The 15,863-nt window shown below is 69.9% G+C and carries 8 protein-coding genes; 7 read left to right on the forward strand and 1 reads right to left on the reverse strand.

Annotated elements, in window-relative coordinates:
* The first annotated feature begins 10 nt into the window (after positions 1 to 10).
* The 7 genes from KXS11_RS00935 (at position 11) to KXS11_RS00965 (ending at position 13,916) form a co-directional block, all read left to right on the forward strand.
* Positions 11 to 1,327, forward strand: coding sequence for an FHA domain-containing protein (locus KXS11_RS00935; RefSeq protein ID WP_437383586.1), 1,317 nt, complete (start codon positions 11 to 13; stop codon positions 1,325 to 1,327).
* Between the two features lies 1 nt (position 1,328).
* Positions 1,329 to 2,936: a protein kinase domain-containing protein gene (locus tag KXS11_RS00940; RefSeq protein ID WP_437383587.1), complete on the forward strand. Its 1,608-nt coding sequence runs from the start codon at positions 1,329 to 1,331 to the stop codon at positions 2,934 to 2,936.
* Positions 2,937 to 2,971: 35 nt separating this feature from the next.
* Positions 2,972 to 3,727: a hypothetical protein gene (locus tag KXS11_RS00945; RefSeq protein WP_437383588.1), complete on the forward strand. Its 756-nt coding sequence runs from the start codon at positions 2,972 to 2,974 to the stop codon at positions 3,725 to 3,727.
* Positions 3,728 to 3,849: 122 nt separating this feature from the next.
* The gene (locus KXS11_RS00950; protein ID WP_437383589.1) at positions 3,850 to 9,114 is read left to right on the forward strand and encodes an Ig-like domain-containing protein; all 5,265 of its coding nucleotides are present in this window, start codon (positions 3,850 to 3,852) and stop codon (positions 9,112 to 9,114) included.
* 43 nt (positions 9,115 to 9,157) lie between these two features.
* Complete coding sequence (locus KXS11_RS00955) at positions 9,158 to 10,126, forward strand: AAA family ATPase (protein WP_437383590.1); 969 nt, start codon at positions 9,158 to 9,160, stop codon at positions 10,124 to 10,126.
* On the forward strand, positions 10,123 to 11,478 hold the full coding sequence (locus KXS11_RS00960; protein WP_437383591.1) for a DUF58 domain-containing protein: 1,356 nt from the start codon (positions 10,123 to 10,125) through the stop codon (positions 11,476 to 11,478). The genes KXS11_RS00955 and KXS11_RS00960 overlap by 4 nt, the downstream gene beginning before the upstream one ends.
* Complete coding sequence (locus tag KXS11_RS00965; protein ID WP_437383592.1) at positions 11,475 to 13,916, forward strand: transglutaminase domain-containing protein; 2,442 nt, start codon at positions 11,475 to 11,477, stop codon at positions 13,914 to 13,916. Before KXS11_RS00960 ends, KXS11_RS00965 begins: the two co-directional genes overlap by 4 nt.
* 115 nt (positions 13,917 to 14,031) lie before the next feature.
* On the opposite strand, the gene KXS11_RS00970 is transcribed toward KXS11_RS00965, so the two are convergent.
* Positions 14,032 to 15,828 carry a M60 family peptidase N-terminal accessory domain-containing protein gene (locus KXS11_RS00970; RefSeq protein ID WP_437383593.1) on the reverse strand — a complete coding sequence of 599 codons (1,797 nt, stop codon included), beginning with the start codon at positions 15,826 to 15,828 and terminating at the stop codon, positions 14,032 to 14,034.
* Between the last annotated feature and the right edge of the window lie 35 nt (positions 15,829 to 15,863).

Raw genomic sequence — 15,863 nt, forward strand, 5'->3', positions numbered from 1 at the left:
GAGGGTGGCCGTGTACTCGTACGAAACGGAACCGGCCGAGGTCCGACGCTGGCTCGCCATCGCGGCACCGGGCAGACTCGTCCTCGTCGACGCCCAGGGCGACGAGGTCGCCGCCGCAGCCTTCGCCGCCGCGCTGCCGGCCGACGCACCGCTCTCGGTCGTCCTCGACCGGCTCGCCGCCGGTGGTCTCGCGAGCACGCCCGCCTTCGCGGCCGCCTCGTGGGACGATTCCGGACTCACGGTCATCGTGCGCGGGCTCGCTGCCGCGGTCGTGTCATCCGCACAGGGTTCGAGCACCGTCGCCGGCGCGCGCGCCACCACCTGGGTGGAGGAGCACCACGCGGCGGCTGAGACCGTCACGCTGCGGAGCGATCACCCGAATCCCACGGGTGTCCGGCTCCCCATCGTCGCCGGCGCGGTCTGGACCACCTCCATCAGCGCGTCGCTCGATGCCACGACGGCACTGCCCGGGCCCACCTCTTCGTCCGCGGTTCCGGCCGCGGTGGATCCGTCGCTCCCGACGATCGCTCCGACGGCCGCGGAGCAGCTCGCCGCGCCGCCGATCGCGGCCCCGGTGGCGACCGCCTCGAGCGAGGCCGGTGAAGCGGACGAGCCCGCCGCACCCATCCCGTTGCCATCGGTGCTCGACACCCAGTTCTTCCACGACGAGGACGACCAGGCGGTCGAACAGGACGTCGTCACCGAACCCGCCGCCGACGAGGGCTACGACTTCCTCTTCGGACAGACCGTGCTCCGCCCGGTCGGCGCCGCTGCGGTCGAGGAGCCAGGCGACGACGAGGAGTCGTCGGCGCCCGCGGTCGGCGTCCGGACGGCGACCGAAGCCCCGGCGCCAGCGCTCGATTCCGCCGACGACGCGCTCGACGACCTCGGTGACCACGACGGCCACACGATCTTCGCGGAGGACCTCGCGGCCCTTCGCGCGCGTCGTGAGGCCGAGGGCCGACCGGCACCCGTCGCCACACCGAAGGCGGCTCCGCTGCTCTTCCTCGAACTGCCCGGCGGCACCCGTCAGTCGCTCGCCTCACCCGTTGTCCTCGGGCGTGCGCCGACGGTGTCGCAGGTTCCCGCTTCCGTCGTACCGACGCTCGTGACCCTCACCGGCGACGACATCTCCCGCAGCCACATCCGCGTCGCGGTCGAGGGTGGCACGGTCGTCGTCACGGACCTGCACTCGCGCAACGGAACCCAGGTCGTGCTGCCCGGTCAGGCACCGCAGACGCTCCGCGCAGGCGAGCCGACGCCGGTGATCGTCGGGACCGTGATCGATCTCGGCGGCGATGTCGCGCTCCGCGTGCGAGAGGGCTGACGTGCGTCGAGCCCCATCCGTGCCGCCCGCCATCCCGGGGCTGCGTTTCGAGCGCCAGCTGGGGGCAGGCGGGTTCTCCGACGTCTTCCTCTACGAGCAGCAGCTGCCCAGGCGTCGAGTCGCGGTGAAGGTCCTCCTCGCCGAGCACCTCAGCGAGCAGACGCGCGAGGCGTTCGTCGCCGAGGCGAACCTCATGGCGCAGCTGTCCGCGCACCCGTACATCGTCACGATCTACACGGCCGACGTCGCGCCCGACGGCCGCCCCTACCTCGCGATGGAGTACTGCGAGGGCCCGAGCCTGGCCGAGCAGGCCAAGCTCCGGACCTTCGCGGTCGCCGACGCGCTCCGCACAGGGGTGCGACTCGCGAGCGCGGTGGGTACCGCGCACGCCGCGGGCATCCTGCACCGCGACATCAAGCCGGCGAACGTCCTGACGAACGCCTACGGTTGGCCGGCGCTCACCGACTTCGGCATCTCGCAGGCCGTCGAGCTCGACGTCGCTCCGTCGGCGGCAGCCGGCGAGGCCTCCGAGGTGGGGACGACCGGCGCCTCGGGCACGCAGACGGTCGGGCTGTCGATCCCGTGGTCGCCTCCCGAGATGTTCGAGGACGAACCGCGGCCCGACGTCCGATCGGACGTGTTCTCGCTCGCTGCGACCGTCTACACGCTGCTCGCCGGTCGCACGCCGTTCGAGATCCCCGGACAGTCCAACGGCGCCGCAGACCTCATCAGCAGGATCGAGCGCGGTACCGTCACCCCGCTCGGCCGGGACGACGTCCCGGCCTCCCTGGTGGCGACGCTGCAGAAGGGGCTCGCGAAGGACCGTGCGAGTCGCTTCGACTCCGCGGTCGACTTCGCGCGGGCACTGCAGCGCGTCGAGATGGAGCTCGCCTACGCACCGACGCCCATCGACCTCCCGAACCTCGCTCAGCCGCAGCGACGCGAGACGCCGTCGAGCGCCTCCGAGGAGACGCGTGTCCGTCAGGTGACGACCGTCGACGCGCAACCGGCTCAGCTCGCCCCCGTCGCCGGGCCGTCGGCGGACGAGACCGTCGTCCGCCAGCCCATCCAGACGGTCCAGCCGAGCTCGGCGGACTCCTCGGCGACGATCCGCCGGGAGCTGCCGAAGCCGGCGGTCGTCACAGCCCCGACCACACCGTCGACCGCACCGGACACGGACGCCGGCAGGAAGCGTCGGCGCCGACTCACCGCCGTGCTCGTCGCGTGCGCTGCGGTCCTCGTCGTCGGTGGCGGCGTGACCGCGGGCATCCTCTTGCAGGGGGCCGACCCGACGTCGACCCCGACGACGGCGTCGACGGGCGCACCCATCCAGCTCGACCAGGTGCCGACGCCCGAGCCGGTCAGCGTGCAACCGAGCGCGGACGGCACCTCCGTCGTCTTCACCTGGCAGAACCCGAAGCCGGCCGACGGCGACCAGTACATCTGGCAACGCACCGACGGCCCGAGCGACGCGCCGAAGGTGCCGACCAACGATCAGGCCGCCTCGGTCGACCTGCCCTCGCCCAGCGCGAACGTCTGCATCTCGGTCGTCGTGCTGCGGGGCGGCGTCACCTCGGCGAAGCCGCTCGAGATGTGCGCGCAGGGGTAATGCGCGAGAGAACACCGCACCATCCGGGGGAGAACATGACAGACGACGAGACGACCGACACCGCGAGCAGCACGGTGGTACGCGTGGAGTTCTGCGGCGAGCAGTACGCAGTGGACGCGACCCAGCCGTTCCTGATCGGGCGCGAGGGCGACCTCGTCGTCGACGAGAACCCGTTCCTGCACCGCACCTTCTTGAGCATCACGTTCGAGGCGGGGCTCTGGTGGCTGACGAACATCGGCAACACCCTCTCAGCCACGGTGACCGACACGACCGGGAACGTCCAGGCGTGGCTGGCGCCCGGAGCGCGCCTGCCGATCGTCTTCCCGGAGCTCCTCGTGCTGTTCAGCGCGGGCGCGACCACCTACGACTTCACGATCACCTCCGACCTCGAGTACTACTCGCCCTCGCAACTGTCGACGACGACGGCCGGGACGACGACGGTCGGCCCGATCCACCTGACCAGCAGCCAGCGGCTCCTCATCGTCGCCCTCGCCGAGGACGTGCTCCGGCAGGCGACGCCCGGCCGAGGGGAGATCCCCGCTTCCGCTGCGGCGGCCGCTCGGCTCGGATGGAGCCAGACGACCTTCAACCGCAAGCTCGACAACGTCTGCGACAAGCTCGACAAGTTCGGCGTGCAGGGTCTCCGGGGTGGTCCCGGGAAGCTCGCCACGGGACGCCGTGCACGGCTCGTCGAGTACGCGGTGTCCACCCGTCTCGTCGACACGAGCGACCTGCCGCTCCTCGACCACGCAGATCAACTCGACGCTGTGGGAGGGTCGCGCCCGGCCTGAGGTCGAGGGTCAACCCTGACAGGGCCACCCCCTGATGCGGGTCAGGTGTTGTGCAAGTTTGTTAGAGTGTCTGCGCGTCGGCGGCCAGTACCACCCGCCGCGCCGAAATCACCTGGGGGATCGTGAGCAACTGGAGCGCCTGGCTGCGGAAACGGAAGACCGCCGCCTCGATCACCGCGCTGTCGGTGCTCGTCGCCGTGCCCGTGACCGCTGCCCTGATCCATCAGGGGTTCCCGGTCACCGAGGTGGACCTGGAATCGCGCGACGTGTGGGTGACGAACGGCGAGTCGCTCCTCGCCGGTCGCCTCAACAAGCAGATCTCCGAACTCGACGGCGCCGTCTCGACCGCGTCGAACAACGCCGACGTGCTCCAGAACGGCGACGACGTCTTCCTGCAGGACAAGGCGCTGTCCTCGCTGGAACGCATCGATCCGGCGTTCACGAGCCTCGTCCAACGCATCACGCTGCCGAGCGGCGCGACCGTGGACTACGGCGGCGACCGTCTCGCCGTCGTCGCGGGCGAGACGGGAAAGCTCTGGTCGCTCGACGCGGCCGGTGAGCTGCGGTTCGACCCGACCGAGACGAAACCGCTCCTGTCGATCGGCAAGACCGGCCAAGCCGTCGTCACCTCGACCGGTACCGTGCTCGCGGTCTCACCGAGCAAGCAACTGCTCTTCCGCATCGCACCCGACGGGAAGACGACCCAGTCGAAACTCCCGAAGCTCGAGGACTACCAGCTGAGCGCCGCGGGCGAGCAGGCCGTCATCCTCGACCTGACGAACGGCGACCTCGTCAAGCAGGACGGGTCCGTCACCGAACTCCCCGGCGAGCCCTTGAAGATCCAGGAGCCCTCTGCGGCCGACGACTCGGTCGTCGTCGCGACGGGGGACTCGCTCGTCCGACTCCCGCTCGGCGGCGGCGATCCGATCGTGCTCGACGCCGACGTCCTGACCGCCGCCGTCTCACCCGACGAGGTCACCGCGCCCGTCTATCTCGACGGCTGCATGCACGGTGCCTGGGCGGGCTCCAGCCGGTACGCCGCGGAGTGCGCCGACGGCAAGCCGATCGTGTCCGACATCACCCCGGAGACGCTCGGCCAGCAGCTGGTCTTCCGGGTGAACCGCTCCGTGATCGCGCTCAACAACATCCAGACCGGTAACGCGTGGCTCGTGCAGGAGAACATGCGCCTCGTCGACAACTGGGACGAGGTGACGCCGCCTCAGGAGGAGGACGGCGAGGAGGGCGACGAGAAGGCGTCCGAGCAGTCGTTCGAGGACACGCTCGCCGAACGCACCGAGGAGAACCGCGTACCCGTGGCCCGCGACGACACCTTCGGGGTCCGTCCCGGCCGCGCGACGGTCCTGCCGCTGCTCGACAACGACTCGGACCCGGACGGCGACGTCCTCACCATCCAGAACTTCACCGACATCGCCGAGGAGTCCGGCACGCTGTCGTACATCGACGGCGGTCGAGCGTTGCAGTTCACACCAGCCGAGGGCTTCGTCGCCGGCACGACGTCGTTCCGCTACTCGGTCAACGACGGCCGCCCGGGTGGTGTCGCCGAGGCATCCGTCAGTATCGCGATCAAGCCGCCGGAGGTGAACGAGCCGCCCACGTCGCATCGAGAGGCGGCGGTCTCCGTCGAAGCGGGGCAGACGGTCACCTACAACGTCCTGGCCGACTGGCGTGACCCCGACGGCGACGACATCTTCCTGCAGTCCGCGTCCCCGGCCTCCGGCGACCTGGTCCGCTTCACCCCCGACGGCTTCGTCACCTTCACGCACGCCTCGCCGGAGATGGGTCCCCGCGACGTCAAGTTCGTGGTCTCGGACGGCACGGCGTCGGCCGAGGGCACGCTCACCGTCGACGTGCAGCCGGCCGGCGCGCTGAGTCCGGTCGGCACGCCCGACTTCGTCTCCACCTTCGTGGGGGAGTCTGCGCTCGTCATGCCGCTCGCCAACGATCAGTCGCCGAGCGGCGCGCCACTCGGCCTGATCGGCGTCGAGGCCTTGCAGGGCGGTCTCGCCACGTCGCCGAGCCTCGAGAAGCAGTCGGTCACGGTGTCGGCGAGCGAGCCGGGCACCTACTACCTGAAGTACACCCTCGGCGCAGGCATCGCGTCGAGCATCGGACTGATCCGCGTCGACGTGCTCGAGAAGCCGGACGCGGTCGTCCCACCGGTCGCCGTCAAGGACAACGGCTACCTGCGTCCCAACGAGACGATCACGATCCCCGTGCTCGCGAACGACGAGTCGCCGAGCGGGCAGGTGCTCGCCGTGCAGTCGATCACCCTCCCGGACGAGTCGGCCTCCCTCTCGGTGGAGATCCTCGACAGCGCCGTCATCCGCGTCTCCTCCTCGGCACCGCTCGAACAACAGCTGCAGTTCACGTACACGGTGTCGGACGGTACCTCGACGGCCGACGCCGCAGTGACGGTCATCCCCGTGCCGCCGTTGCCCAAGCACCAGGCACCCGTCGCGACCGATGACGCGGCGGTCGTCCGCGCCGGCGACATCGCGAACGTGGCCGTGCTCGACAACGACTACCACCCGGACGCCGCGGTCATGCTCGTCGATCGCACGCTCGTCGACGAGCCGACGGCTGGGCTCGCGTTCGTCGACGACGACCAGGTCAGGTTCCAGGCGCCGAACGAACCGGGCACCTACACGACGACCTACCGTGTGTACGACACCTTCGGGGAAGCGGACACCGCGACGGTCACCTTCAACGTGGTCGGCGAGGACAAGAAGAACAACCAACCGCCCGTGCCGCAGCTGCTGACGTCTCGGGTCTTCGCGGGTGCCACCGTGCGCGTCGATGTGCCGCTCGACGGCCTCGACCCGAACGGCGACTCCGTCGTCGTCGACGACATCGCCTCGGCACCGCTGCTCGGTCGGGTGATCGAGCAGGGCAGTACCTGGTTCGTCTACGAGGCGGCACCCGACTCCTCCGGGACCGACATCTTCCAGTACCGGGTGAAGGACACCTACGGTGCGGTCGCCGTCGGAACGATCAAGATCGGCGTCATCGGGCGCCCCGAGGTCGACGGTCAGCCGAATGCGGTCGACGACTACGTGGAGGTGCTCCCGGGCAAGGTCGCCTCGGTGCCGGTGCTCGGGAACGACTCCGACCCGAACGGCTACACGCTGAAGCTCTCACCCAAGCTGCTCTCCGTCGACGACGGCATCACGGCCGAGGTCAGCAAGAGCCGTGTCGTCGTGGAGGCCCCGGATGACGAGGGCTTCTTCGCGGTGCGCTACGGGATCACCAACGGCAAGGGCGGCATCGACAGCGCCTACATCCAGGTGAAGGTCACGAAGGACGCCAAGCCGCAGTACCCGGAGGCCGATGACCACGTGCTCGAGGACGCCGACATCGTCGGCAAGGCCACGGTCGACATCGACGTGTTGGACGGTGCCCAGAACCCCGGCGGTCTCGTCGACGACCTCCAGGCCACCCTCGAGGGAGCGAACGCCGGTTCCGGTGAGGTGCGCGACGGCAACACGATCCGGGTGACGCTGACGGATCGTCGTCAGGCCATCGCCTACCGGCTCACCGACCCGGTCACGCAGCTGAGTGGTGCGGCGTTCATCATCGTGCCGGCCGCGACAGACGGCGAACCGCCGCGGATGAAGAACCCGCTGCCCGAGCAGATCGTGAAGGTCAACGAGACCCGCACCTGGAAGCTCTCGGAGATCGCCGAGGCGCCCTCCGGTAAGCCGGTGACGATCGGCGACAAGGGCAGCGTCGTGAACTTCCGGAGCAACGGGACGTCGAGCTACGTCGACGACGAGACGATCACCTTCACGCCCGCCAAGGACTACCGCGGTCCAGCCTCGGTGAGTTTCGAGGCGACCGACGGCCGGGAGAGCAAGCTCCTCACCCTGCCGATCACCGTCGGCGACCCGGACCTGGAAGACGTCGCGCCCACCTTCACGCCGGTGACCATCCCGATCGAGGCGGGCGAGGCGCCGACCGTCGTCGATCTGCGAGCGTCCAGCGACCACCCGAACCCGAAGATCCTCGCGGCCCTCACCTACCAGGGTCTCGCCGGCACCACCGCTGGCGTCCAGGGCAGCCTGTCCGGGTCGCAACTGACCATCTCCGCCCCGCAGGGCACGCAGCCCGGCACCGCGGCGACGCTCACCTTCACCGTCAACTACAAGGAGTACTCCGTCGCGGGCTCGGTCAACGTGCGCGTGGTCTCATCGACCCGCCCGCTCCCGCGTGCCGTCGACGACCGTGTCGAGGAGGGCCGCAAGAACAAGGCCGAATCGATCAACGTCCTGGCGAACGACTACAACCCGTTCCCCGACACCCCGCTGACCATCCTCGACGCCACGGTGGAGAGCGCTCCGGCCGGTGGGGCGACCGCGACGTTCTCCGGCGGCACGGTGACAGTGACGCCCGGTTCGTCGAAGAGCGGCACCGTGAGTGTGCTCTACACGATCCGGGATGCGACGAAGGACCCGAACCGGCAGGTGCAGGGTCGCATCACCGTCATCGTGAAGGACGTCCCCGATCCACCAGGCAAACCCGGGAGCTCTTTCGGAGACCGCTCGATCACGATCACCGTCAGTGGGTCGCCCGCGAGTAACGGCGCACCGATCGACTTCCACGAGATCCGGTCGAGCGCGGGGGAGACCAAACAGTGCGCACCCGGTTCGGCGTGCACCTTCGCGTCGGAGAACGGTCGTGCTTACACCTTCACGGTCTACGCTCACAACAGCGTCGGGTACAGCGAACCTTCCGAATCGGTGACCGAGACGTCGTACGGCCTGCCGAGCGAGCCACAGGGCCCGTCCCTCTCGAAGGGCGGCGACGCGCCGACGAAGCTCTCCGCCTCCTGGAACCAGCCGGGCAACACGGGCGGACGGATCGACCGCTACGAGTGGCGGATCGTCCACGCCAACACCGACACCAACTACGACAGCGGTTCGACCACGGGAACCTCGGCGAGCAGTGGCGGCGCGCCGGCTGGCGGCTATCAGCTCAAGGTCAAGGCGTGCGGGCCGGTCGGCTGCGGCCCCGAGTCCACGTCGAACGCGGTGACGGTGAACGACCCGCCCCCGCCGAAGCCGAGTGGATCGCTGTTCAAGTCGAACGGTCCGCACGCCTGCCAGAGCGGCGGGACCGGCTGCTACGACGTCGGTGTGCGGTACGACAACGTGCCGAACGGCAACTACGACGTGCAGATCCAGCGCAACGGGTCCGCGGTCGGCTCGACGTCCAACGTCAACGCCAGCGGGTCCGGCAGCTTCACCCACAACAACCACCTGGGCGTCATGCCCGCCGGCGAGACCATCACCGCGTTCTTCCGGAACACCTCCACCGGCGAGACGTTCAGCATCGGCTCGACGTCCGGCGCCGCGTGGAACGCGATGTAACGCGCTGACTCCCTTCCCCTCCGACCCGAAAGCACCCACCCCAATGACTGTCACGCAGGAACAGGCCGACTGGTTCGCCGACGCGTTCGGCAAGCTCGTCGACAACGTCGAGCAGGCGATCCTCGGCAAGGAGCACGTCATCAAGCTCGTCGTCACGGCGATGCTCTCCGAGGGCCACGTGCTCCTCGAGGACTACCCGGGCACGGGCAAGACGGTGCTCGCTAAGGCGCTCGCGAACACGCTCGACGGCACGAGTTCGCGCATCCAGTTCACCCCGGACCTCCTGCCGTCGGACGTCACGGGTGTGACGATCTACGACCAGGGCAAGGGGATCTTCGAGTTCCACAAGGGCCCGATCTTCGCCTCGATCGTCCTCGCCGACGAGATCAACCGCGCCTCGCCGAAGACGCAGTCGGCGCTGCTGGAGGTCATGGAGGAGGGCATCGTCACGATCGACGGTACGAGCTACGAGGCCGGCAAGCCGTTCATGGTGATCGCCACGCAGAACCCGATCGAGCAGGCCGGGACGTACAAGCTGCCCGAGGCGCAGCTCGACCGCTTCCTCATCAAGACGACCCTCGGCTACCCCGACCGCCAGACCTCGGTGAACCTCCTCCTGGACGCCTCGAACCGGGCGCGCGCGACGAAGGTGCACCCGATCATCGCGTCCAGCTCGGTCACGACGATGGCGCAGCTCGCCTCGGAGGTGCACGTCGACGGCAGCATCCTCGAGTACGTGGCGGACGTCGTCGCGGCCACTCGCGACGACAAGGACGTCGCCCTCGGCGTCAGCATGCGCGGAGCCCTCGCCCTCGTGCGGGCGGTCAAGACGTGGGCGATCTCCCAGGGCCGCACCTACGTGACGCCGGACGACGTCGCCGAGCTCGCTCAGGCCGTGCTCGCGCACCGCATCATCATCGACCCCGAGTCGGACTTCGCGGGTGTGACGGCCCAGGACGTCGTCGCCCGCGTCCTCGTCAGCATCGCGCCTCCGGCCTACCGCGCCGCATGAGCGAGACCCTCGAGCAGCGCGCAACGGCAGCGCCGGACGGATCCGAGCAGATCCCGACGGCGCCGTCCGACGTGCGTGCCGAGGGTGATCCAGGCGTCTCGCCCGTCGCGGCGGAGCGCCAACATCCGGTGCGCGCTGCCTGGCAGGGCGTCACAGCGGTCGTCGGGCCGTGGGCGCGGTTCGTCTGGGCCGCCGTCCGTCCCGTCACCGACGTCGTCAGTGCACTCGGCTGGGTCGTCCTCGGGATCGGGGTGCTCGCCACCGTCGCCGGGTTCATCCTCGGCTGGTCGGAGCTCGTCTTCCTGGGGTTCGTACCGCTCGCGGCCATCCTCATCTCCGTCGCCTTCCTGTTCGGGCGTTCGACGTTCCGGATCTCGATCCACCTGAACCCGAGCCGGGTGACCGTGGGGGAGCGGGCGATCGGTCAGGTGCTCATCGCCAACCCGGGCAACCGCGCGACGACGCCGACCCGCCTCGAGGTTCCAGTGGGGTTCGGCCTCGCGGAGTTCGCGCTGCCGGCGATCCCGAAGGACGGCGAGCACGAGGAGCTGTTCGCCGTGCCGACGAACCGTCGCGCGGTCATCCCCGCCGGTCCCGCGGTCTCGGTGCGAGGCGACCAGCTCGGCCTGCTGCGTCGAGAGGTGCGTTGGACGGAACCCGTCGAGCTGTTCGTGCACCCCGAGACGACGCGGCTGCATCCCACGGCCGCCGGGCTCATCCGCGACCTCGAAGGCCTCGTCACGAAGACGATCACGAACAACGACATCTCCTTCCACGCGCTCCGCGGCTACGTCGCGGGTGACGACCGTCGGTACATCCACTGGAAGTCGTCGGCGAAGACCGGACAGCTGATGGTGCGGCAGTTCGAGGAGACGAGACGCTCCCAGCTCACGATGGTGATGACGACCGACTCCCGGTACTACGGAGACGAGGACGAGTTCGAGCTCGCCGTGTCCCTCACCGCCTCGATCGCGACGCAGGTCATCATCGACCAGGTGCCGATCGCGGTGGTCACCGACCGGCTCGCCCTCCGGACGCACACCGTGACCTCCTTCCTCGACGACAGCTGCCGGCTGCAGCTCGCCGAGGGCACCTTCGACACCCCGCGCACCTTCGCCCGCGAGACGACCAAGCGCCTGCCGGCCCCGAGCGTCGTCATCATCGTCGCCGGGTCAGGGCTCGAGGCACAGGAGTACCGGGGCATCCAGCGACTGTTCGGACCCGACGTCAACGTGTTCGGTATCCGGGTGGAGCGCGGAGCGCGCGCCAGCATCAAGGATGTCGCCGGCATGAGCGTCATGACGGTGGGGGCGCTCGGCGACCTCGCCAAGGTCATGTCGAGGGCGCTGTGAGCGGCGGCGGTGTCGACGAACGGACGACCGTCCGTCCTGCACCTGTCGACGGTGCGCGCGCAGCGGCCGACGTCGACGTCCAGGGCATCGTCCCCACCTTCGATGCGCCGTGGCCGTTGCCGGGGCGCTCCTGGATCGACCTCGCGGTCGTCTTCGTGCTCGCCGCCCTCGGGCTCCTGGGCTTCGGCGCCGCACTGAGCGGCACCGGCTTCCTGCTCGCGGGGCTCGGGGGGCTCGCCCTTGGCCTTGCCACCGGGGTCGCGTCGCACGCGCTGCGACTGAACGCGATCCTGACCGGGCTGTCGACTGTCGTCGTCTTCTTCCTCTTCGGCAGCGCGCTCGCGATGCCCTCGGCCGCGACCCTCGGTTTCCTGCCGAACCTGCGGACCCTCGGCGGCATCAGCGTCGGCGCGGTGTTCGGCTGGAAGGACTTCGTCACCCTCCAGACGCCGCTGAGCGCACCGGCTTACATCATGACCCTCCCGTACGTCGCGGGCCTGGTCGTCGGCGTGGTCGCCGCCATCCTCGCCGTCCGCTGGCTGCCGCGTCGTCCGCAGGCGGCCGTTCGCTGCGCCGTCGTGCTGACGGGCCCGATCGTGCTCTACGCCGTCGGCGTGCTGCTCGGCACCTCGACGCCGTTCCTCGCCGCCGTCCGGGGGATCGCGTTCGCGCTCATCGCGCTCCTCTGGCTGGGCTGGCGTCCAGCCGCGGGTCGGGGTGAGAACGCCGCCGCTTCCACCACGGCCGTCCTGCGTCGGAAGAAGCTCGTCGGCACCGCCGTCCTCGCCGCGTTCGCGGTGGTCGCCGGCGGTGGCGCGGCGATCGTCGCGACGCCCGCAGCGGACTCCCGGTTCGTCCTGCGCGAGGTCGTCACGCCGCCGTTCGATCCGTTCGAGTACCCGAGTCCCCTGGCCGGCTTCCGGCAGTACACGAAGGATCTCGACGAGACGAAGCTCTTCACCGCAACGGGGTTGAAGCCCGGCGACCGCATCCGTCTCGCAGCCATGGACAGCTACGACGGGCGCCTCTGGACCGTGTCCGGTCCGTCGACCGCCACCGACGGTTCTGGTGCCTTCGAGCTGGTCGGCGATCAGCTGCCGGCGCCGAAGCTGTTGACCGAGGGGCCGGGGCGCACGGTGTCGATCGACATCACGGGCTACGACGACATCTGGGTGCCGGGGGTCGGCTACCCGTCCGCGCTCAGCTTCGACGGCTCGGCCGCCGAGCGCTCCGAGGACGTCCGCTACAACGCGCAGAGCGGTGCCGCCGTGCTCACGACGGGACTGAGCAGCGGTGACGGCTACGACGAGGTCTCCGTGACCCAGGCCGTTCCCGACGACACGCTCCTGGCGACCACCCCGACGGCCGAGGTCGAGCTGCCGCCGGTCACGAACATCCCCGACATCGTCGTCGCGAAGGCGTCGGAGCTCGTGGGCACCGAGACGACGCCGATGGGGCAGTTGCGCGCCATCGAGCAGACCCTCCGGACAACAGGGTTCCTGAGTCACGGGCTCGCCTCCGACAGCACGCCGTCCCGTGCGGGCCACGGAGCCGACCGGATGGCCGAGCTGTTCACGCGGACGCCGATGGTCGGCGACGAGGAGCAGTACGCCTCGGCGTTCGCCCTGATGGCGCGCTCGCTCGGCTATCCTGCCCGCGTGGTCATGGGCTTCGCCCCGGAGATCACCGCTGGACAGAGCTCGGTCGAGGTGACGGGCCACGACGTGACCGCGTGGGTCGAGGTGCCGTTCGAGGGGTACGGCTGGGTCGCCTTCTCGCCGACGCCGGATGAGACCGAGATCCCGCAGGATCAGGACCCGAAGCCGAAGACCGAGCCGCAGCCGCAGGTCCGTCAGCCCCCGCGGAGCGACAACCTCGACGACAGCCTGCTGACCGAGGCGTCGATCGACGACGGGGACGACGACGACAAGGACGACCAGTTCGTCATCCCCGAGTGGGTCTGGTGGGTGGCCGTCATCGTCGGTGTCCCGCTGTCGCTGTACTTCATCCCGCTCCTCGCGATCGCCGGCGCGAAGCGTCGTCGCGTCGGTCGTCGTCGTGTTGGCAGCGGCGACCATCGCGCCGCAGGGGCATGGGAGGAACTCGTGGACCGCTACGCGGAGTTCGGCTACGAGGTTCCCGCCGCAGCGACGCGCACGCGCACCGCTTCGGCTCTCGACGCACAGCTCGACGGCGCTCCGTCGCAACTGGCCTCACTCGCGGTGCTGGCCGACGACGCCGTGTTCTCCGGGCAGGAGATCGATCGCGAGCGCTCCGAGGAGCTCTGGACGCAGTCGATGGCCGAGTCCGACCGGGCCCGCGGGGCACTCGGATGGTTCGAGCGCCAGCGGAGCCGGTTCCGCTACCGTGCACGCCGTGGGCTCGTGGAGCGACTGCAACCGCCGGCCGCCGCTCGTCCGCGTCGTCCGAAGGGATAGCCTGCCACCCGCAAGAGTCGTCGAGGCGAGCGGTCGGTCCGTGACGCACGAAGCGGTCCGGCGACGGGTCGCGCCGTCGCCGGACCGCTTCAGCCCACGTGATCGCAGCGTGCGATCACCCCTTCGCGGCGTACACGGTCCAGATGGAGTCGTCCAGAGCGGGCAGCTTGCCCAGCTCGGCCTTCGTCTCGGCCGAGAGCGGCAGTTCCCAAGCGGCGAAGTGCGGTGCGAGGTCGTGTCCGGCTTTGGCTGACGCTGCACGGGCGAAGTCGTCGACCGAAGCCGACGCAGCACCCGAGGCGCGGTGCTCCTGGATCAGCTCGGTGACGAAGTCGTCGCCGAAGGCCCAGTCGAGTTGCTCGAACACGAGCCCACCGGTGTTGAGTCCTGCGGAACCACGAACCCAGCTGCTGTACGACGCGTAGGCGTGATAGCTCTCCTTGCGCAGCGTCTCCGCGTTCTTCTGGTGGGACGCGGAGCTGAAGCCGTTGAATCCGGCGGAGCCGTCGAGGGCCGCACCGCTGCGGGCCATTTGGGTGCCGATGGGTGCGTTCCAGGCGAACAGCGACGTGCCGTAGGTGTCGGCGACGGCCGACCACAGCGCGCGGTTCGTCACGGGGTCGAGGAGCTGCGAGTGACCGACGTTGCTGCTCGGCGACTTCAGGTATCCGTCCCAGGCGGCGACCGCACCGTGAGCGGGCGCACCGGCGTGGCTCGGCGCGACGATGTGGACGCGGTGCGCGGTCGCGGCGGCGTCCAGGCCGAAGTACTCGTCGTTCAGGACGACGCCGGCGTCCCAACTCGCGACGCGGGCGTCGAGGTCGATGCCCGCCAGGGCGGCTTCGTTGGAGAAGCTCGAGCCCGCGAAGGAAGCGGCGCGCTGGAAGTCGGCGAGGACGCGGTCACCGACGAGGGTGAACATCGGTGCGTTCCACTCGGCCAGCTGCGCGTCGAACTCGTCGCGGCTGGTTTCGCCGGCGATGAAGGTCGGGACGGGCGACCCGCCCGTGACCGTGACGTCCGCCGTCGTACCCGTGCCGGTGTGCTGGAGGTAGACGAGGCCGTCGTGGGGTGCGACGATCTCGGTGCTGCCGGGTGTGAGCTCGGTCAGCTGCATTCCGACGTCGATGCACCGGTTGATGTCCCAGTAGTTGCCGTGGAGGCCCACGGCAGCCTGGAGTCCGGTGGCGCCCTCGGGGACGACGACGGTGATCCGTTCGCCGGCGGTCACGAACCGTCCGGTCGGCTGGAGGTCGGTGTGCGGGCTCGCGAGGTCGTTCTGCGCGGCGATCGTCCGAGCGTCGCCGAGTGCCTGGACGCTGACGAGCGAGCGGTGCGCGTCGATGGACAGACCGAGGGGCGGCTGCTGAGCGTCGCCGGGGACGTCGACGGGGAGCTCCTCGCCGGCGTCGCCGGCGCCCTGCTCGGAGGCGTCCTCGGAGCCCTCGACGGGAGCCGGGGCGTCGTCGGTCGAGCAGCCGGTGATCGGCTGGCCGTTGACGTCGCACGCCTCGGGGGAGAGGGCGACGGTGCCGTTGCCCGCGATCCCGAAGGAGACGACCGCGCTCGCGCCGACGGCGAGGGGGTGCTGCGAGGACACGACGACCTGGCTGTCGTCGACCGCGGTGTCGGTCATCCAGGCTGCGTTGTTCGCGAAGGTGCCGTTCGGCACGTTCAGCCGGATCGACCAGTCTGACGGCGCATCCGAGTCGTTCGAGACGGTGAAGGAGCCGCTCTGGTACCAGTTGCTCGCGGCATTCATGGTCAGTTCGGCCGAGACGCCGGCCGGAGTCGCGGCCGCAGCGGGGGCGGCGACGAGCCCGCCGACGCCGATGGCGGCGACCGTGGCGGTGAGCAGGCACGTGGTGGAGCGTCGGCGGAATGCCGAGCGTTTGGGAGTTGAGAGGTTCATACCGGGGTCTTTCCTGTTGGACATGGAGCAGACAG

Origin of the sequence: Plantibacter flavus (assembly GCF_051487245.1) — a bacterium.
GTDB classification, from domain to species: domain Bacteria; phylum Actinomycetota; class Actinomycetes; order Actinomycetales; family Microbacteriaceae; genus Plantibacter; species Plantibacter flavus_B.